This window comes from Enterobacter sp. BNK-34 (genome assembly GCF_048684445.1).
Taxonomy (GTDB): domain Bacteria; phylum Pseudomonadota; class Gammaproteobacteria; order Enterobacterales; family Enterobacteriaceae; genus Enterobacter; species Enterobacter pseudoroggenkampii.
On the sequence record NZ_JBLQUA010000001.1, the window covers coordinates 2,146,264 to 2,165,416 of the forward strand.

The following is a 19,153-nucleotide window of genomic DNA, read 5'->3' on the forward strand; positions in this document are numbered from 1 at the left end:
TGGCCTGGCGTCCGATTCTCTATGTGATCCTCACAACCCATCCCAGACTCAGCGCGCGGCGCGCCCGTTTGCGTCTGGTCATCTAGCTTTTTATTAACAATCGCGGTATAACACACCTTCTTTGGATGTTTAGATGTCCATACGTATAGAAGGTAATATGCAAACACAACAAGAAAATGGGCAGCTCAAGCGCACCATGAAAACACGCCACCTGATCATGCTCTCGCTGGGTGGCGTGATTGGGACAGGGTTATTCTTCAATACTGGCTACATCATTTCTACGACCGGGGCGGCGGGCACGCTGCTGGCGTACCTGATAGGCGCGCTGGTGGTCTGGCTGGTGATGCAGTGTCTGGGCGAGCTTTCCGTGGCGATGCCGGAAACCGGCGCGTTCCACGTCTATGCCGCCCGCTATCTTGGCCCGGCGACGGGCTACACCGTGGCGTGGCTCTACTGGCTCACCTGGACGGTGGCGCTCGGGTCGAGCTTTACCGCCGCCGGGTTCTGCATGCAGTACTGGTTCCCGCAGGTGCCCGTCTGGGCGTGGTGCGTGGTCTTCTGCGTGGTGATTTTTGGCCTGAACGTCATCTCAACGCGCTTCTTTGCGGAAGGCGAGTTCTGGTTCTCCCTGGTGAAAGTCATCACCATCATCGCCTTTATTATCCTTGGCGGTGCGGCGGTCTTTGGCTTTATCCCGATGCAGGACGGTTCACCCGCGCCGGGCTTAAGCAACATCACCGCCGAAGGCTGGTTCCCGCACGGCGGACTGCCGATCCTGATGACCATGGTGGCGGTGAACTTTGCCTTCTCCGGGACCGAACTTATCGGCATCGCGGCGGGAGAAACGGAAAATCCGCACAAGGTGATTCCGGTCGCGATCCGCACCACCATTGCGCGCCTGATTATCTTCTTTATCGGCACCGTGTTTGTGCTGGCGGCGCTGATCCCGATGCAGCAGGCGGGCGTGGAAAAGAGCCCGTTCGTGCTGGTATTTGAAAAGGTCGGTATTCCTTACGCGGCGGATATCTTTAACTTTGTGATTTTGACGGCGATCCTCTCGGCGGCGAACTCCGGGCTGTACGCCTCCGGGCGCATGCTGTGGTCGCTCTCTAATGAGAAAACGCTCCCGCGCTGCTTTGCCCGCGTGAACAAAAACGGCGTGCCGCTGACGGCGCTCTCGGTCTCTATGCTCGGTGGTGTGCTGGCGCTGTTCTCAAGCGTCGTGGCACCGGACACGGTGTTTGTCGCGCTCTCGGCGATTTCTGGCTTTGCGGTGGTGGCCGTCTGGATCAGCATCTGCGCGTCGCACTTCGTTTTCCGTCGTCGTCATCTGCAGTCCGGTCAGCCGCTCTCTGCGCTGCAGTACCGCGCGCCGTGGTATCCGCTGGTGCCGGTGCTCGGTTTTATCCTCTGCGTGGTGGCCTGTGTCGGCCTGTGGTTTGACCCAAGCCAGCGCATTGCCCTTTATTGCGGGATTCCGTTTGTCGCCCTGTGTTATGGTGCCTACTATCTGACCCGAAATATGACATCGCAGGAGCCCGAACATGTCGCAGAATAATCCGCTTAACGCCCTCCTTGAAAAGCAGCCGTTTGTGGTGCTGGATGGCGCGATGGCGACGGAGCTGGAAGCGCGCGGCTGTAACCTGGCAGACAGCCTCTGGTCTGCCAAAGTGCTGATGGAAAACCCTGAGCTTATCCGCGAAGTGCATCTTGATTATTACCGCGCGGGCGCGCAGGTGGCGATCACCGCCAGCTATCAGGCCACGCCTGCGGGTTTTGCGGCGCGCGGCCTGGACGAGGCGCAGTCCCGGGCGCTGATTGGCAGAAGCGTGGAGCTGGCGCGTAAGGCGCGCGAAGCGTATCTGGCTGAAAATCCGCATGCGGGCACGCTGCTGGTGGCGGGCTCCGTTGGGCCGTACGGCGCCTATCTGGCGGATGGCTCGGAGTATCGCGGCGACTACGTGCGCAGTGCTGAAGCATTCACCGACTTCCACCGCCCGCGCGTGGAAGCGCTGCTGGATGCGGGCGCTGACCTGCTGGCCTGCGAAACCCTACCGTCCTTTGAGGAGATTAAGGCGCTGGCGGCGTTGCTGTCTGAATATCCCCGCGCCCGGGCGTGGTTCTCCTTTACCCTGCGGGACAGCGAGCACCTGAGCGACGGTACGCCCCTGCGTGACGTAGTCAGCGTGCTGGCCGACTCTCCGCATATCGTCGCGCTGGGCATTAACTGTATCGCACTGGAAAACACCACGGCGGCGCTGAAGCACCTGCAAAGCCTGACGTCGCTGCCGCTGGTGGTTTACCCGAACTCGGGCGAGCATTATGACGCGGTAACCAAAACCTGGCACCACCACGGTGAAGCGTGCGCGACGCTGGCAGGGTATCTGCCCCAGTGGCTGGCTGCCGGGGCTAAGCTGATTGGCGGATGCTGTCGGACCACGCCGAAGGATATTGCTGAGCTTAACGCGAAGCGCTGAGTGCTTTGCCGGGTGGCGGCTATGCCTTACCCGGCCTACGGATCGCTGACCCTCTCCCACGGGGAGAGGGAAAAAACAACCGCACAAAACCAACTATCCTTTCCCGCTTTTTATCTAAAAACGAATCGTTATGAGCGATTCATTTTTATTCCTTTATCAAAATTCCCGCGTTGGAAATACTGCCCTCATAACAACAAGGGGAGCAGGCACTATGGCAATTTCATCGCGAATCACACTTCTCGGCGCACTGGCGCTGTGGGCATTTCAGGCGCAGGCGGTGGACGTCACCGTCGCATATCAAACTTCTGCGGAACCGGCGAAAGTCGCGCAGGCGGACAACACCTTTGCCAAAGAGAGCGGCGCGAAAGTCGACTGGCGCAAGTTCGACAGCGGGGCCTCCGTCGTGCGTGCGTTAGCCTCCGGCGACGTGCAGATCGGTAATATCGGCTCCAGCCCGCTGGCGGTCGCGGCCAGCCAGCAGGTGCCGATCGAGGTGTTCCTGCTCGCTTCGCAACTCGGTAACTCTGAAGCGCTGGTGGTGAAGAAAAACATCACCAAACCGGAAGATCTGATCGGCAAACGCATCGCCGTGCCGTTTATCTCTACCACCCACTACAGCCTGCTGGCGGCGCTCAAACACTGGGGCATCAAGCCGGGGCAGGTACAAATTATCAACCTTCAGCCGCCGGCGATTATCGCGGCCTGGCAGCGCGGCGATATAGACGGGGCCTATGTGTGGGCACCGGCCGTGAACGAGCTGGAAAAAGACGGTACCGTGCTGACCGACTCCGAAAAGGTGGGCCAGTGGGGCGCGCCAACGCTCGACGTGTGGGTCGTGCGTAAAGACTTCGCCGAGAAACATCCTGAGGTGGTGAAAGCCTTCGCGAAAAGCGCGATTGACGCCCAGCAGCCGTACATCAGTAACCCGGATGAATGGCTGAAGCAGCCCGCCAACCTGGAAAAACTCTCCCGCCTGAGCGGCGTGCCGGAAGCGGACGTGCCGGGACTGGTGAAGGGCAATACCTATCTGACCCCCGCGCAGCAGGTGCAGCAGCTGACCGGGCCGGTAAACAAAGCGATTGTTGATACCGCCACCTTCCTGAAAGAGCAGGGCAAAGTGCCTGCGGTGGCAGCGGATTACAGCCAGTACGTGACCGATCGTTTTGTGAAATAAGGAGTCCGCCATGCTGAATATTACAAATCTGTCTGCTGATTACGGTGGCAAACCCGCGCTGGAGGAGATCAACCTGACGCTGGACAGCGGTGAACTGCTGGTGGTGCTGGGTCCGTCCGGGTGCGGAAAAACCACGCTGCTGAATCTGATCGCCGGGTTTGTCCCTTATCAGCATGGCACCATTCAACTGGAAGGCAAAAAGGTGGAAGGCCCCGGCGCCGAGCGCGGCGTGGTCTTCCAGAATGAAGGCCTGCTCCCGTGGCGCAACGTGCAGGAAAACGTGGCGTTTGGGCTGCAGCTTGCGGGCGTCAATCGTGAACAGCGGCTGGAAACCGCGCGGGCGATGCTTAAAAAAGTGGGGCTGGAAGGCGCGGAAAAACGCTATATCTGGCAGCTTTCCGGCGGCCAGCGACAGCGTGTCGGGATTGCCCGCGCGCTGGCAGCGAATCCGCAGCTGTTGCTGCTGGACGAGCCGTTCGGGGCGCTCGATGCCTTCACCCGCGAGCAGATGCAAACCCTGCTCCTGCGCCTGTGGCATGAGACCGGCAAGCAGGTGCTGTTGATTACCCACGATATCGAAGAGGCGGTGTTTATGGCCACCGAGCTGGTGCTGCTCTCGCCGGGGCCGGGCCGCGTGCTGGAGCGCTTGCCGCTGGATTTCGCCCGCCGCTACGTCGCGGGGGAACCCGTGCGCAGCATCAAATCCGATCCGCTGTTTATCGAACAGCGTGAATACGTTTTAAGCCGCGTGTTTGAACAGCGGGAGGCCTTCTCATGAGCATCGTCTTCAGTGAAAAAACGCGCCGCACGCGTCTGGCGCTGCGCTGGCCTTTCTCACGTCAAATCACGTTGAGCGTCGGTACGCTGCTGGTGTTGCTGGCGGTGTGGTGGGCAGTTGCTGCCCTGCAGTGGGTCAGCCCGCTGTTTCTGCCGCCGCCGGGACAGGTGCTGGCCAAACTCATTACCATCGCCGGGCCGCAGGGCTTTATGGATGCCACGCTCTGGCAGCACTTAGGTGCCAGCCTGGCGCGCATTCTGGTGGCGCTGCTGGCGGCGGTGATTATCGGGATACCGGTCGGGATCGCGATGGGCTTAAGCCCGACGGTGCGCGGCATCCTTGACCCGCTGATTGAGCTTTACCGCCCGGTGCCGCCGCTGGCCTATCTGCCGCTGATGGTGATCTGGTTCGGCATCGGGGAAACGTCAAAAATCCTGCTGATCTATCTGGCGATTTTCGCCCCGGTTGCCATGTCGGCGCTGGCGGGCGTGAAGAGCGCCCAGCAGGTGCGGATCCGCGCGGCGCAGTCGCTGGGAGCCAGCCGTACGCAGGTGCTGCTGTTCGTGATTTTACCGGGCGCACTGCCGGAGATTTTAACCGGGCTGCGCATCGGCCTTGGCGTGGGCTGGTCCACGCTGGTGGCGGCGGAGCTGATTGCGGCCACGCGCGGACTTGGGTTTATGGTGCAGTCGGCGGGAGAGTTCCTGGCGACTGACGTGGTGCTGGCAGGAATCGCGGTGATCGCCGCGATCGCCTTCGGATTAGAACTGGGGCTGCGCGCGTTACAACGCCGTCTGACGCCCTGGCATGGAGAAATACAATGAGTGAACGTCTGACCATCACCCCGCTGGGGCCGTACATTGGTGCACAGGTGTCGGGCCTGGATGTGACCCGTCCGCTGAGCGATAACCAGTTCGAGCAGCTGTACCACGCGGTGCTGCGCCATCAGGTGGTGTTCCTGCGCGAGCAGGCGATCACCCCGCAGCAGCAGCGCGCGCTGGCCCTGCGCTTTGGCGATCTGCATATCCACCCGGTCTATCCGCATGCGGAAGGGGTGGAGGAGATTATCGTCCTCGACACCCACAACGATAACCCGCCGGATAACGATAACTGGCACACCGACGTGACCTTTATCGAGACGCCGCCTGCCGGAGCCATTCTGGCGGCGAAGCTGCTGCCGGAAACCGGCGGCGATACGCTGTGGACCAGCGGGATTGCGGCGTATGAGGCGCTCTCCGCGCCGCTCCGGACGCTGCTGAGCGGGCTGCGGGCGGAGCACGACTTCAAAAAATCGTTCCCGGAGTACAAGTACCGTAAAACGGAAGAGGAACATCAGCGCTGGCAGGAGGCTGTGGCGAAACATCCTCCGCTGCTGCACCCGGTGGTGCGGACCCATCCGGTGACGGGCAAACAGGCGCTGTTTGTGAACGAAGGGTTCACCACGCGCATTGTGGACGTGACGGAAAAAGAGAGTGAGGCGCTGTTAGGTTTCCTGTTTGCGCATATCACCAAGCCGGAGTTCCAGGTGCGCTGGCGCTGGCAGGAGAACGACCTGGCGATCTGGGATAACCGCGTAACGCAGCATTATGCCAATGCGGACTATCTGCCGCAGCGCCGGATTATGCAGCGGGCGACGATTTTGGGCGATAAGCCGTTTTATCGTCCTTAACCCGTCGCTCCCGTAGGCCGGGTAAGCGCAGCGCCACCCGGCGAAAACGGTGCACAATTGCCGGGTGGCGGCTACGCCTTACCCGGCCTACAAAATACCGCACATTTAAAGGTGCGCCTCAATATACCGCTGATAGCGGTTCGCCTTCAGGTAACACAAATCCACCAGCACCAGCCCGTCAACGCAGTTGTTGAACGCCGGGTCGCTGCCAAAATCAATAAACTGCACGCCGCCGGGCTCGCACAGCTCGGAATATTGCTTGTAGAGCGGTGGAATACCGCAGCCAAGATTGCCGAGCAGGGACTTCAGTTTCGTCAGATCGTCCACGTAATCCACGCCGCCAAACTGTGCCAGCACGTCCGGCAGGGAGGCGGGATACGGCTGGCGCGAGGCGGCAAGCGGATGCGTCGCCGGGAACCACAGGCGGTAAAAGGCGACCAGCAGATCCCGCGCAGCAGGCGGTAAGCCACCGGAAATGGAGACCGGGCCAAACAGGTAGCGGTAGTGCGGATAACGCGCCAGATAGGCCCCAATACCGGACCATAAATAGTCCAGGCCGCGGCGCCCCCAGTAGCGCGGCTGAATAAAGCTGCGCCCCAGCTCAATGCCGTGCTCCAGCACGTCCTGCATTTTGTCGTCGTAGTGGAAGAGGCTATAGCTGTACAACCCCTCAACGCCGCGCTTTTCGATCTGCATGGCCGTCGGTATAAAGCGATACGCCCCGACGATCTCCAGATCGTCCTCATCCCACAGGATCAGGTGCAGATAATCATCGTCGTAGCTGTCGGTATCCCGGCGTTTGCCGCTCCCTTCCTCCACCGCGCGAAAGGCAATCTCGCGCAGGCGGCCCAGCTCGCGCAGCAGCGGGACGTCTTCCTGACCGTTACGCTGCCAGAGATAGATGGTTTTACCGTCGCTGGTTTTGCCCAGACATTCGGCCTGCGCCAGCGCACGTTTCAGGGTAGCCCGATCTTCCGGACGGGCAATCGCGCACTGGGTTTTAAAGACGCCGGGCACTCCCTTGCCAAGACGCATCACGTGCTGACGGCACTGCTCGGCCATCTCACGCGACGAAAGGGTGGCGCTGTGCCAGTGATGCCACGCAATCTGCTGGCCGATTTTGATCGGCAGCTGGCTGTGACGGCGGCGGAACATCTGCTGCATGAGCAACAGCATCGACAGCGTCGGGGAGACCAGCGTGCTGGCATAAAAGAGCAGGCTGTTATGCGCCTGAATATGCACCGGCAGCAACGGGGCGCGCAGCTTGCCGGCGAGTTTAATAAAGCCGGAGTGCCACTTTTTGTCGCGAATGCCTTTGCGCGTGGGGCGGGACACTTCTCCGGCCGGGAAGAAGATCAGCACGCCTGCATTTTGCAGATGCTGTTCCATCTGCACCAGGGATGTTTTCGCCGTCCTGCCGCCCATATTGTCCACCGGAATAAACAGCGAGCTGAGGGGCTCAAGGTGGGTCAGCATCCGGTTGGTCACGACTTTCACATCGCGCCGGACGCGGGAGACGGCATACAGCAGCGCCAGTCCGTCCAGCGTACCCGTCGGGTGGTTGGCAATAATGACCAGCGGGCCATGTTCGGGGATTTGTTCAAGATCGCGGGCGGAAACGGTGCAGAGAATATCCAGGTGTTCCAGAACTTGCTCCACCATATCCAGGCCTTTCAGGTGGCGGTGGGTTGCAGAAAATTGCTGAAATTCGTCTTCGTAAAACAGTCTTTTTAACAGACTTTTTTGCCAGGGTGCAGGCCTCGCCTGAGGCCAAAGATCGTCGAGAACGCTATCGAGGCTAAACATGATTACTCCTCCTGCCGTCTTGCGAAGACAGTAGAAGGAGCAGATGTCGGTTGTATTGCAGTTTGGTGAAGATTAGCGGAGGATTTTTTTCTCGGCCAGATCCAGCGCGAAGTAGCTGAAGATCAGGTCCGCGCCTGCGCGTTTGATGGCGCCGAGGCTTTCGAGGACCACTTTCTCTTCGTCAATGGCACCCGCCAGCGCGGCGAATTTGATCATCGCGTACTCGCCGCTCACCTGATAAGCGCCCAGCGGCAGCTCGGTGCGCTCGCGGATGTCGCGCAGGATATCAAGGTACGCGCCAGCCGGTTTCACCATCAGGCAGTCTGCGCCCTGGGCTTCATCAAGCAGGGATTCACGAATCGCTTCCCGACGGTTCAGCGGGTTCATCTGATAGGTTTTACGATCGCCTTTCAGCGCCGTGCCCGCCGCTTCACGGAACGGGCCGTAGAAGGAGGAGGCGAATTTGGTGGAGTAAGACATGATGGCGGTGTCGGTAAAGCCCGCCGCGTCCAGCGCCTGACGAATCGCCTGAACCTGTCCGTCCATTGCCGCAGATGGGGCGATGAAGTCCGCACCTGCCGCGGCCGCGACGACAGCCTGCTTGCCAAGGTTCAGCAGGGTGGCATCGTTATCCACGCCGTGATCGCACAGCACGCCGCAGTGGCCGTGTGAGGTGTATTCGCAGAAACAGGTATCGGACATGACGATCATTTCCGGCACGGTCTCTTTGCAGATGCGGGACATGCGAGCGACGAGGCCATCTTCTTTCCACGCGTCGCTGCCGGTGGCATCGGTATGGTGTGAGATGCCGAAGGTCATCACCGAGCGGATCCCCGCGTTGGCGATGCGTTCAATCTCACGCGCCAGATATTTCTCCGGAATGCGCATGACGCCCGGCATGGCTTCGATGGCTTTGTAGTCATCGATCTCTTCTTCGACAAAAATCGGCAACACCAGATCGTTTAAGGTCAGGGTTGTCTCTTCAAACATAGCGCGCAGTGCAGGTGACTTGCGCAGGCGGCGTGGGCGTGCAATTAAATCGGTCATGGTATGCCTGATGTTTGTGGAACAAAGAAGGCTAGTGTACCTCAAAGTGAAGACGGGTGTTTTACTAAAGTGGGCATTTTGCTTTTTGCGAAATGCGGCAGGTCAGGTTTCATTTCATCAATATTTAATACAGGTTAGTATATTACTGATTGGGGGTGAGATATTCGTATTGTTTCTATATTAAGTGGGATGCATCATTAAAAGTGATTTATTATTTGTTGTTATATATTTCTCCTTCGCCTGTCTGTATTTTAACGTTTTGTTTTTATAATATTTATCTTGAGTGACCCCTGCGTTTGTTGTTTTTGATGTGTTATTGGTCTGGATACGGACTTAATGGAAACATTCATTGAACCTTTTCGAAATGAAACTGCATAATTCCCTCCGCAATTAAATGTTGCAAATTCATTGATGGACAAACTTGCTTACGTCCCTGAGGAGGGATGACCCAATGCAAACATGGAAAAAGAAACTCGTTGTATCTCAACTTGCATTAGCCTGCACCCTGGCTATCGCTTCTCAGGCCAATGCGAAGGATATTTCCGGTACAACTTATAATACCTTCGGATACGATAATACAGCGTCCACCCCCTGGTATTATGGCTATGCCGACTGGGATTACTCAGACGTTACCCACGACGGTGATATTTATCCGGTGATTAATAAATCCACCGTGAATGGTATTATTTCAACATACTATCTGGATGATGGTATCAATGGTCGGGCTAATGCATTAAGCATTTCCAACAGTACCATTAATGGCATGATTACCTCTGAGTGTATGACCACCTCGTGTGCTGATGGTATAGATACCGACGGCACGACCCATTCTCAGTACGATCGTTTTAGCCTGACCGTTGATCACTCCACCATTAACGACACCTATGAGCATTATGCTTACAATGTGGTAAATGGCGATAACACCGAAACCCACTATCTTGATACCTATGGGTTGGGCAATGCAATTACCCTGGATGTTGAATCGGATATTGTTATCCAGAATAATTCTCACGTCGCGGGAATTACCCTGACGCAGGGGTATCAGGAGCTGGATAATACCCCGTACGACGGCGTTGAAGGCGTAGCCAACAGCAGCAACGTCTTTACCGACACGCTACTGGTGAAAGATTCGGTACTGACTTCTGGTGCGTACAGCGATTTAGGTACCAGCGGATTCTACGGTCAAACCGCGAAGCCGAGCGACTATGGTGAAACCAACGCGACAGCGGCAGATGATGCGGCGCTGATTGTGGCCGCCAGCGCGTCTGATAACGCGATGCAGACCAGCGCCACGTTCGATCACTCTACCGTGACTGGCGACATTCTTTTCTCCAGTACCTTCGACAACAACTTCTATCCGAACGGCGATCCGGCAACGGATACCAGTGCAGACGGTGTCTATAACCCAACTACCAACGGCTGGGACGGTACCGATAAGCTGGACGTTACTCTGACCAATGGCAGCAAATGGGTTGGTGCAGCGCAGTCGAGCGTCGAGGCTATCGGCACGGCGCAGATGTATGGCCTGGGCTACAGCAACGTAGACTGGAGCGCTCTGTCCCCAAACAGCATTTGGCCAGACTCCACCTATGACAGCAACGGACATGTTGCGGGCGAAGCGGTGTATCAGAGCGGTCTCTTTAACATCACGCTGGATAACGGCTCCGAGTGGGATACCCGCAAGGTGTCTAACATCGACACGCTGACGGTCAACAACCAGTCTCAGGTCAATGTTGAAAACTCAGGTCTGCTGGCGGATACCATCACCCTGACCAATGCTTCCTCATTGAATATCGGCGACAGCGGCGGCGTGGCCACCGACCATCTGTATCTGGACAGCTATAGCCGTGCGGCACTGACGGAAGAAACGGCCGATCTGTATGCCAACACCATCACCGTGGATAACGGTGCAGAGCTGGCGCTGGGGCTGGGACAGGTTGATACGCACAATATGGTACTGACCGATGGTGGTGTGCTGAACGTTGCCAGCCGTGATTACGTGCTGAACAGCGATCTGAACAACGCACGCTATATCACCAACGATAAGCACAATGCCGATTACGACTACGGCGTTGTGGCGATTAATTCTGATGGTCATCTGTCAGTGAACGGTGACGTCGCCGGTAACTACAAGGTCCGTATCGACAACGCGACCGGAGCCGGTTCCGTCGCCGATTACAAAAACAAAGAGATTATTCGCGTCTATGACAATAACGCGGATACTGCAGCCAGCTTTACTGCTGCAAACAAAGCCGATTTAGGTGCCTACACCTACCAGGCGCAGCAGCAGGGTGACGCCGTTGTCCTCCAGCAGAAAGCGCTGACCGACTACGCCAATATGGCGCTGAGCATCCCATCTGCCAACACCAACATCTGGAATCTGCAGCAGGATACCGTTGGTAAGCGTCTGACCAACAGCCGTCACGGCCTGGCGGATAACGGCGGGGCGTGGGTGAGTTACTTCGGCGGTAACTTCGACGGCGACAATGGCGTTCTTAGCTACGATCAGGACGTGAGCGGTATTATGGTCGGTCTGGATACCCAGATTGACGGTAATAATGCGAAGTGGATCGTCGGTGGTGCGGCAGGTTTCGCGAAGGGGGATATCAGCGATCGTACCGGTCAGGTCGATCAGGACAGCCAGACGGCGATGATCTACGCGTCTGCGAAGTTCATGAACGATCTTTTCCTCGACAGCTCCCTGAGCTACACCCGTTTCAACAGCGATCTCTCTGCTAACATGAGCAACGGCCAGTATGTTGACGGCAACACCACCAATGACGCGGTTGGTTTTGGGCTGAAACTGGGCTATGACTGGAAACCAAACCTGTCCGGCTACGTCACACCATACGCAGCCGTGTCTGGCCTGTTCCAGTCTGGCGATGATTATCGCCTCAGCAATGACATGCGCATGGATGGGCAATCTTACGATAGCCTGCGTTATGAACTCGGTGTTGATGCGGGTTACACCTTTAACTACGGTGGCGATCAGGCTCTGACGCCTTACTTCAAACTGGCCTGGGTCTATGACGATGCTGATAACAATGCCGACATTAACGGTGACAGCATTGATAACGGCGTTAAAGGCTCCGCTGTGCGCGTAGGGCTGGGCACCCAGTTCAGCTTCACGAAGAACTTCAGTGCTTACACTGATGCCACTTATCTGGGCGGCGGCGACGTTGATCAGAACTGGGGGGCAAACCTGGGTGTGAAATATACCTGGTAATAAATAAAAGCGGGGGAGGCGTTACCTCCCCCGCTTTTTACAGAAGTAATAAAAATAATATTGAACCGACAAATACGGATGCCTTGAGGTCTGCATGAAGGTTAATGCGAAACCACTTTCTGAATTACGCCGGCTCGAACAGTGTTTGAAATCAGCCAGTACCCCTTTTAAATCTGCTCCAAAACAATTAATTATATCCGGTGAATGTAATGAGCGCCGCACCATCGTATTCCAAACCGGTGTTATCGAAATCTATCGACATTCAGATGAACTGCTTGTGGGCATCGCGACAGCGCCGTTTATTATGGGTTTGTCCACAGTGATGATTAATCACTGCCAGGAATATAGAGTGATAGCCAAAACATCCTGCACGGGTTTTTATTTGCCCACTGAAACCACCCGTCAACTTATACAACAGAACGCGCTATGGAAAGAGGCCTTCGGTTGGTTATCCTGGATAAACTACATTCTTGAGAAACGCGATATGCAGCTGGTGGGAAATAATTCCTATCATCAGATCCGCGCCATGCTGTTGAATATGGCCGAGTGGGATGAAACGTTGCGTTCAAAAATCGGTGTGATGAATCATATTCAACAAAGTACGCGTATTTCACGTTCAGTGGTTGCTGAGGTTCTCGCTGCCCTGCGGCAAGGTAATTACATCAATATGAGCCGGGGCAAGCTGGTCAGCATCAACCGCTTGCCCACGGAATATTAAGATCAGTTAGACGCGGTGAGCACCTGGGCTTTATTGGCGCTCAGTTCTGCCACCAGGTTATTAATCCCGTCACTCATATTGACGAAACGCGTATGCGGGGAGCGGGTGACCACCACAAACGCGCCCACGTTTGACTGCGGGATCATGGCCATATAGGTGATGAATCCACCGCCGCCGCCGGTTTTCTGAATAATACCCGGACGCCCATTTTTCGGCGCCATATAGACCCACCCCATGCCGAGAGCATCGGCTTTACCCGGCACGTCCATCCCGATGACGCGGTGCAGCTGAGTACGCTGATAAATCAGAGTCTGCATGCGATCGGCCTGGCTGGTGCGAGCGTAGAAATCTGAAGAAAGGAACTGCTGCATCCAGCGCATCATGTCGCCAGGCGTGGAGTAAACCCCGCCGCTGCCCACAGCCGCGAGCGTGTTATTACAGGGGCTGGCGCCTTTCTCTGCCACCATCAGGCGACGGCACTGATCCGGGGACGGAGTAAACGTGGTGTCTTTCATGCCGAGCGGACGGGTGATCTGCTCTTCAAACAGCTGCGTATAGGGTTTGCCAGCCGCCGTTGAGAGGGCATCCGCCAGCAGGTCGAACGCCAGGTTTGAATAAGAGGCCTGCGAGCCCGGTGCCGCTTTCAGCGTGGCGGTACTCAGATAGCTCCAGCGCTGGTCGCGCGTTGGCCAGACAAATACGTCACGATGCGCCGCTCCGCCTGGCTGCTCACGCGGCAGGGCGCTGGTGTGGGTTGCAAGGTTCACAAGCCGGATCGGCGTCCCCTGATACGTGGGGACCCGGGCACCTGGCGGCGCGTATTTGCTGAGCGGATCGTCAAGCTTCACCACGCCCTGGTCGAGCAGTTTCACCAGCATTTCGCTGGTCATCAGCTTGGTTAAGGACGCGATGCGGATAACGGAATCCAGCTGCGGGTGAACGTTATTTCCCGGACGCGTTTCGCCAAAGCTGCGGAACACACGCTGGTTGCCGTCGATGACGACCATCGCCATCCCGGTCGCGCCGCTGCCGTAATAGATAAGGTTCGCGTAGCGATCGGCAATATCTGAAGCTAAAACGGGTGCCGTCAGCGGTTGGGCTGCCTGGGCGGTAGAAAAGCTCACCGCACACAGCGCGGCAAAAGAGAGCAGACAACGTTTCAACGAAAAGCATCCATGAAGTGAATGAAGAAAGTAATGGGTATTTATACTACTAATCGGAACCGCGCAATGCCCCGAATTGCATAACGATAGCGAGAAAAACGTAACCATGGGTAAATATGAACAATTTACTTACGAGCCATCTCCCATTTTGTGACATCGGGCTTATGATAGGCACCAGTTTCACTCAATCTTACGGAGAACGGTATGTCTGAGAAGCGTGTGGTTATGGTTGTCGATATGCAGAACGGGGTATTTGAAACCCCTCGTCATCAGCGTGAAAAGTGTGTCTCTCTGATCAACCAGCTTACGCAGGCAGCCGACACGGTGATTTTTATTCAGCATACTGAGGCTGGTGGCCTGGAAGAGGGGAGTGAGGGGTTTGCACTACTGCCTGAACTCCATCAGCCTGCTGACGCGCTTTACGTGACCAAAACCGCCTGTGATGCCTTCTACAACACCGCGCTTGAGGCGCTGCTGCGTGAGCAGGGTATTCGCGAGTTTGTCATCTGCGGCTGCGCCACCGATTACTGCGTCGATGCGACGGTTAAGAACGGCGTCAGCCGGGGTTATCACATCACCGTGGCGGAAGATGCCCATACTACAGCCAATCGCCCGGCTGCTGAAGCACAGATCCTGATTAACCATCACAACGACGTCTGGCGTAACTTCATTGCGCCGGCGAATCCTCTCGCGGTGAAACGCACCGAAACAATTCTTGAAAACTGGAAAGCGAACTAATAATTAACGCTCGGGTCTGACCTTTTTGCCGGAGCCGGGAGGCTGGCTCGGGCAGGTTTTCGTGTGGTGACGTGTTGTACACAGCAACAGCCATAACAACAAGAAGGAAGCATTATGTTTAAGTCTTTTTTCCCAAAGCCGGGGCCTTTTTTCCTGTCGGCATTTATTTGGGCACTGATCGCTGTCATTTTCTGGCAGGCGGGCGGCGGCGCATGGCTGACGCGCATCACGGGGGCGACAGGCGAGGTGCCGATTAGCGCGGCGCGCTTCTGGTCGCTGAGCTACCTGCTGTTTTACGCCTACTACACGGTGTGCGTAGGGCTGTTTGCACTGTTCTGGTTTGTCTATTCTCCGCACCGCTGGCAGTACTGGTCGATCCTCGGCACATCGCTGATTATCTTTGTGACCTGGTTCCTCGTGGAGGTGGGCGTGGCGGTTAACGCCTGGTATGCGCCGTTCTACGATCTGATCCAGACCGCGCTCAGCTCGCCGCATAAGGTGACCATCAACCAGTTCTACCATGAAGTTGGCATCTTCCTCGGCATTGCCCTGATTGCGGTTATCATCGGCGTGATGAACAACTTCTTCGTCAGCCACTACGTTTTCCGCTGGCGTACCGCGATGAACGAACATTATATGGCGCACTGGCAGCATCTGCGCCATATCGAAGGCGCCGCGCAGCGTGTGCAGGAAGACACCATGCGTTTTGCCTCCACCCTTGAAGACATGGGCGTCAGCTTTATCAACGCCATCATGACGCTGATTGCCTTCCTGCCGGTGCTGGTGACGCTCTCTGCGCACGTGCCGGATCTGCCTATTGTCGGTCATCTTCCGTATGGTCTGGTGATTGCCGCGATCGTCTGGTCGCTGATGGGAACGGGCCTGCTGGCGGTGGTGGGGATCAAACTGCCGGGGCTGGAGTTTAAAAATCAACGCGTCGAAGCCGCTTACCGTAAAGAGCTGGTTTACGGCGAAGATGATGCCAACCGCGCCTCGCCGCCGACCGTCCGCGAGCTGTTTGGCGCCGTACGCCGTAACTACTTCCGACTCTACTTCCACTATATGTATTTCAACATTGCCCGTATTTTGTATCTGCAGGTGGATAACGTTTTCGGTTTGTTCCTGCTGTTCCCGTCGATTGTTGCGGGTACGATTACGCTCGGTCTGATGACGCAGATCACTAACGTTTTCGGTCAGGTTCGTGGGTCGTTCCAGTACCTGATCAGCTCCTGGACCACGCTGGTAGAACTGATGTCTATCTACAAACGTCTGCGCAGCTTTGAACGCGAGCTGGACGATCGTGACCTGCAGGAAGTCACCAACACATTTAGCTAATACAGGACGTTGCTATGCCTTTTGCCGTACCGCGCGCGTTACCGTTGACCATACTGGCCGCTTTTGTGCTGGCAGGCTGTGCCGAAAAGGGAGCCGCTCCGCTCAAAAAGGGCGAGAAGCCCGTTGATGTGGCGAGCGTTGTGCGGCAGAAAATGCCCGCCAGCGTGAAAGATCGCAATGCGTGGGCAGACGCGCTGGCAAAAACCTTTGAAAGCCAAAAGATCGCGCCGACCGAGGAGAACATCTGTTCGGTGCTGGCGGTGGCACAGCAGGAGTCGATGTACCAGTCAGATCCGGCTGTGCCGGGGCTGAATAAAATCGCCTGGAAAGAGATCGACCGCCGCGCGGAGTCCATGCACATCCCGGTGTTCCTCGTGCATACCGCGCTTAAAATCACCTCGCCGAACGGCAAAAGTTACAGCGAGCGGCTGGATACGGTGAAAACCGAAAAACAGCTTAGCGCCATCTTTGATGATTTCATCAGCATGGTCCCAATGGGGCAGAAGCTGTTTGGCTCACTGAACCCGGTCCACACCGGTGGCCCAATGCAGGTAAGCATCGCGTTCGCGGAGAAGCATACCGACGGCTACCCGTGGAAAATCGACGGCACGGTGCGTCAGGAGGTCTTCTCCCTGCGCGGTGGGCTGTGGTTCGGCACATATCACCTGCTGAACTACCCGGCGAACTACGATGAGCCGCTGTACCGCTTTGCCGACTTTAACGCCGGCTGGTATGCCAGCCGTAATGCGGCATTCCAGAGTGCGGTCAGCCGCGCAAGCGGCGTTAAGCTCGCGCTGGACGGCGATCTCATCGCTTACGGCAGCAGCGAGGCGGGAAGCACTGAGCTTGCCGTACGGAAATTATCGACAACGCTTGGCTTGAGCAACAGCGACATTCGCCGTCAGCTTGAGAAAGGCGATAGCCTGGCCTTTGAGAAAACGGATCTGTACAAGAAGGTGTTTGCGCTCGCAGAGCAGAAAAGCGGGAAAACGTTACCGAGGGCTATCCTGCCGGGCATTCAGCTGGAAAGCCCGAAGATCACGCGTAACCTGACCACCGCGTGGTTCGCAAAACGCGTGGACGATCGCCGGGCTCGCTGTATGGGGCTTTAACGGCGACGGCGAAAGCGCAGCGCTAATGCCACCACGCCCAGAATCATACATCCCGCGAGGAAGGGAATCAGGCCGAACAGGGTGCTGACGCCAAAGCCAATCTCAACTCGCGGGCGTCCGTTATCCTGTACCTGCATCAGGTGTTCATAAACGCCTGGCGCATGGACCAGCATATTGAGCAGCTGTGAGCCAGCCCAGAAGCAGAACAGGACAAACAGGGCATACGCGATATTACCCGCCGTGGAGGTTTTTGGTTTTCCGCCAAAAATCGGTTTCGACAATGTAAAGTCAGCCATGATGACCTCCGGATAAATCGCTCTGTTAATACGCTTCGTACAGGGTGAGTTTGACAGGTCATCGCATTTGTCAATATCAGAATCGTGGTAATTTACGCGCCGGAATCCTCCTAGATTGTTGATTTCTGCAGCACATCACAATTTCATGACTTAACTGAAATTGCGTCGCGCTTCAGAATTTCCGTATCTGCCACAGACCTGGCCGTAAATCTGTGAGAGGATGTCTTTTTTTCCTGCCGGAGTTGTTATGAAGCTCACGTCCAAACTACGCCGAGACTGGCACTACTACGCCTTCGCTATCGGGCTGATCTTTATTCTTAACGGTGTTGTGGGCCTGTTGGGGTTTGAGGCAAAAGGCTGGCAAACGTATGCCGTTGGGCTGGTGACCTGGGTGATCAGTTTCTGGCTGGCGGGGTTGATTATCCGCCGTCGTCCTGAAGAGACGACAGCGGATGAGGCGGAGTCGGCGAAGCGCGCCGATTAGCCGTTTACGGAACTTTTAAGCGCGCTGTCGGCGGCGTGACGCTCCAGCGCCAGTTCGATCAGGCGGGTGATCAATTCCGGGTAGCTCAGGCCACTTGCCTGCCACAGTTTCGGATACATGCTGATGTTAGTGAACCCCGGAAGCGTATTGATTTCATTGATCACCACCTCGTTTTCCGCCGTCAGGAACACATCCACGCGCGCCATGCCGCAGCAGCCGAGCGTCTGATAAGCGCGAATGGCGATCGCCCGGATCTTATCGTTAACCGCCGGATCGAGATCCGCAGGCACGACAACCTGGGCGCCTTTGTCATCAATGTATTTAGTGTCGTACGAGTAGAAGTCGCTGTTTAACACCACCTCTCCGCAGGTGCTCGCCTGTGGAAAATCGTTGCCCAGCACGGCGCACTCAATTTCACGGCCTTTAATACCCTGCTCAACCACCACTTTATGGTCGAACTCAAACGCCAGGCGGACGGCCTGCGTGAACTCAGCTTCGCTGGTCACTTTGCTGACGCCCACGGAGGAGCCCTGGTTTGCAGGCTTCACAAACAGCGGCAGACCCAGCTCTCCGCTAATTTGCGCGAAGCTGTGTTTGTCGCGGTTGGCGCGTGTGAGGGTCACGAATGGTGCAATGTTCAGCCCGGCATCGCGCAGCAGGCGTTTGGTGACGTCTTTGTCCATGCATGCGGCAGAGCCGAGGACGTCCGAGCCGACGAACGGCAGGTTGGCCATGCGCAGCATTCCCTGCAGGGAACCATCTTCCCCCAGTGTGCCGTGAACGATAGGGAAGACAACGTCGATCTGGGCGAGAGCCTGAGCATTGCCGGCGTCGATAAGCTGCCCCTTCACGACGCCGGGTACGGTGGCGACGCTCACTTCCGAAGGATTAAGGGCGATGTGTGCCGGATCGTGAGCATTCAGCAGATACTGGCTGGCATCGTTAACGTGCCACTGGCCCTGTTTATCAATGCCCAGCAGCACCACGTCGAAGCGGCTTTTATCGATCGCATCAACGATATTTTTGGCCGATTGCAATGACACTTCGTGCTCCGCTGATTTTCCCCCAAAGACAATACCTACGCGCTGCTTAGCCATCTCACTCTCTTCCAGTCTGACGAAAAGCCAATA

At 56.7% G+C, this 19,153-nt stretch carries 17 protein-coding genes; 12 read left to right on the forward strand and 5 right to left on the reverse strand.

Translation table 11 applies throughout. The annotated features are described in order from the left end of the window. Positions 1-157 precede the first annotated feature (157 nt). From mmuP to tauD, 6 genes are all read left to right on the forward strand, one after another. A complete protein-coding gene (mmuP, locus tag ACMGG5_RS10375) occupies positions 158-1,558 on the forward strand; it encodes an S-methylmethionine permease (RefSeq protein WP_008503244.1) in 1,401 nt (466 codons plus the stop codon). Next, complete coding sequence (gene mmuM / locus ACMGG5_RS10380; protein WP_420277818.1) at positions 1,545-2,477, forward strand: homocysteine S-methyltransferase; 933 nt, start codon at positions 1,545-1,547, stop codon at positions 2,475-2,477. The genes mmuP and mmuM overlap by 14 nt, the downstream gene beginning before the upstream one ends. A 211-nt stretch (positions 2,478-2,688) precedes the next feature. Further along, positions 2,689-3,651 carry a taurine ABC transporter substrate-binding protein gene (tauA, locus tag ACMGG5_RS10385; protein WP_023293188.1) on the forward strand — a complete coding sequence of 321 codons (963 nt, stop codon included), beginning with the start codon at positions 2,689-2,691 and terminating at the stop codon, positions 3,649-3,651. 10 nt (positions 3,652-3,661) lie between these two features. Beyond that, the gene (gene tauB, locus ACMGG5_RS10390; RefSeq protein WP_032646117.1) at positions 3,662-4,429 is read left to right on the forward strand and encodes a taurine ABC transporter ATP-binding subunit; all 768 of its coding nucleotides are present in this window, start codon (positions 3,662-3,664) and stop codon (positions 4,427-4,429) included. After that, positions 4,426-5,253: a taurine ABC transporter permease TauC gene (tauC, locus tag ACMGG5_RS10395; protein WP_048225831.1), complete on the forward strand. Its 828-nt coding sequence runs from the start codon at positions 4,426-4,428 to the stop codon at positions 5,251-5,253. The genes tauB and tauC overlap by 4 nt, the downstream gene beginning before the upstream one ends. Then, complete coding sequence (tauD, locus tag ACMGG5_RS10400; RefSeq protein ID WP_090418087.1) at positions 5,250-6,098, forward strand: taurine dioxygenase; 849 nt, start codon at positions 5,250-5,252, stop codon at positions 6,096-6,098. Before tauC ends, tauD begins: the two co-directional genes overlap by 4 nt. 105 nt (positions 6,099-6,203) lie before the next feature. On the opposite strand, the gene ACMGG5_RS10405 is transcribed toward tauD, so the two are convergent. Together ACMGG5_RS10405 and hemB are read right to left on the reverse strand one after the other, a co-directional pair. Next, complete coding sequence (locus ACMGG5_RS10405; RefSeq protein ID WP_420277819.1) at positions 6,204-7,904, reverse strand: lysophospholipid acyltransferase family protein; 1,701 nt, start codon at positions 7,902-7,904, stop codon at positions 6,204-6,206. Positions 7,905-7,976: 72 nt separating this feature from the next. Next, positions 7,977-8,951, reverse strand: a complete 975-nt coding sequence (hemB, locus tag ACMGG5_RS10410) for a porphobilinogen synthase (RefSeq protein ID WP_024906774.1) — start codon at positions 8,949-8,951, stop codon at positions 7,977-7,979. A gap of 451 nt (positions 8,952-9,402) precedes the next feature. On the opposite strand from hemB, the gene ACMGG5_RS10415 reads away from it, so the two are divergent. Together ACMGG5_RS10415 and ACMGG5_RS10420 are read left to right on the forward strand one after the other, a co-directional pair. Then, the gene (locus ACMGG5_RS10415) at positions 9,403-12,177 is read left to right on the forward strand and encodes an autotransporter outer membrane beta-barrel domain-containing protein (RefSeq protein ID WP_420277820.1); all 2,775 of its coding nucleotides are present in this window, start codon (positions 9,403-9,405) and stop codon (positions 12,175-12,177) included. A 94-nt stretch (positions 12,178-12,271) separates the two neighbouring features. Next, positions 12,272-12,895, forward strand: coding sequence for a helix-turn-helix domain-containing protein (locus ACMGG5_RS10420; RefSeq protein ID WP_024906777.1), 624 nt, complete (start codon positions 12,272-12,274; stop codon positions 12,893-12,895). A gap of 2 nt (positions 12,896-12,897) precedes the next feature. Here ACMGG5_RS10420 and ampH read toward each other — a convergent pair whose 3' ends face one another. Continuing rightward, on the reverse strand, positions 12,898-14,058 hold the full coding sequence (gene ampH / locus ACMGG5_RS10425; RefSeq protein ID WP_024906778.1) for a D-alanyl-D-alanine-carboxypeptidase/endopeptidase AmpH: 1,161 nt from the start codon (positions 14,056-14,058) through the stop codon (positions 12,898-12,900). A 204-nt stretch (positions 14,059-14,262) separates the two neighbouring features. On the opposite strand from ampH, the gene ACMGG5_RS10430 reads away from it, so the two are divergent. From ACMGG5_RS10430 to ACMGG5_RS10440, 3 genes are all read left to right on the forward strand, one after another. Next, positions 14,263-14,796, forward strand: a complete 534-nt coding sequence (locus ACMGG5_RS10430; protein ID WP_048990428.1) for an isochorismatase family protein — start codon at positions 14,263-14,265, stop codon at positions 14,794-14,796. Positions 14,797-14,910: 114 nt separating this feature from the next. Beyond that, complete coding sequence (sbmA, locus tag ACMGG5_RS10435; RefSeq protein ID WP_148768968.1) at positions 14,911-16,131, forward strand: peptide antibiotic transporter SbmA; 1,221 nt, start codon at positions 14,911-14,913, stop codon at positions 16,129-16,131. A gap of 14 nt (positions 16,132-16,145) precedes the next feature. Beyond that, on the forward strand, positions 16,146-17,243 hold the full coding sequence (locus ACMGG5_RS10440; protein WP_032674238.1) for a DUF1615 domain-containing protein: 1,098 nt from the start codon (positions 16,146-16,148) through the stop codon (positions 17,241-17,243). On the opposite strand, the gene ACMGG5_RS10445 is transcribed toward ACMGG5_RS10440, so the two are convergent. Next, on the reverse strand, positions 17,240-17,539 hold the full coding sequence (locus ACMGG5_RS10445) for a DUF2755 family protein (RefSeq protein ID WP_024906782.1): 300 nt from the start codon (positions 17,537-17,539) through the stop codon (positions 17,240-17,242). The two genes, ACMGG5_RS10440 and ACMGG5_RS10445, sit on opposite strands and share 4 nt — an antisense overlap. Before the next feature lie 247 nt (positions 17,540-17,786). Here ACMGG5_RS10445 and ACMGG5_RS10450 point away from each other — a divergent pair, with 247 nt between their 5' ends. Further along, complete coding sequence (locus tag ACMGG5_RS10450) at positions 17,787-18,023, forward strand: DUF2754 domain-containing protein (protein WP_023334666.1); 237 nt, start codon at positions 17,787-17,789, stop codon at positions 18,021-18,023. Here the strand turns inward: ACMGG5_RS10450 and ddlA are convergent. Next, positions 18,020-19,120 (reverse strand): D-alanine--D-alanine ligase, encoded by a 1,101-nt coding sequence (ddlA, locus tag ACMGG5_RS10455; protein WP_420277821.1) that lies wholly within the window; start codon positions 19,118-19,120, stop codon positions 18,020-18,022. The genes ACMGG5_RS10450 and ddlA overlap by 4 nt on opposite strands. Positions 19,121-19,153: the final 33 nt, after the last annotated feature.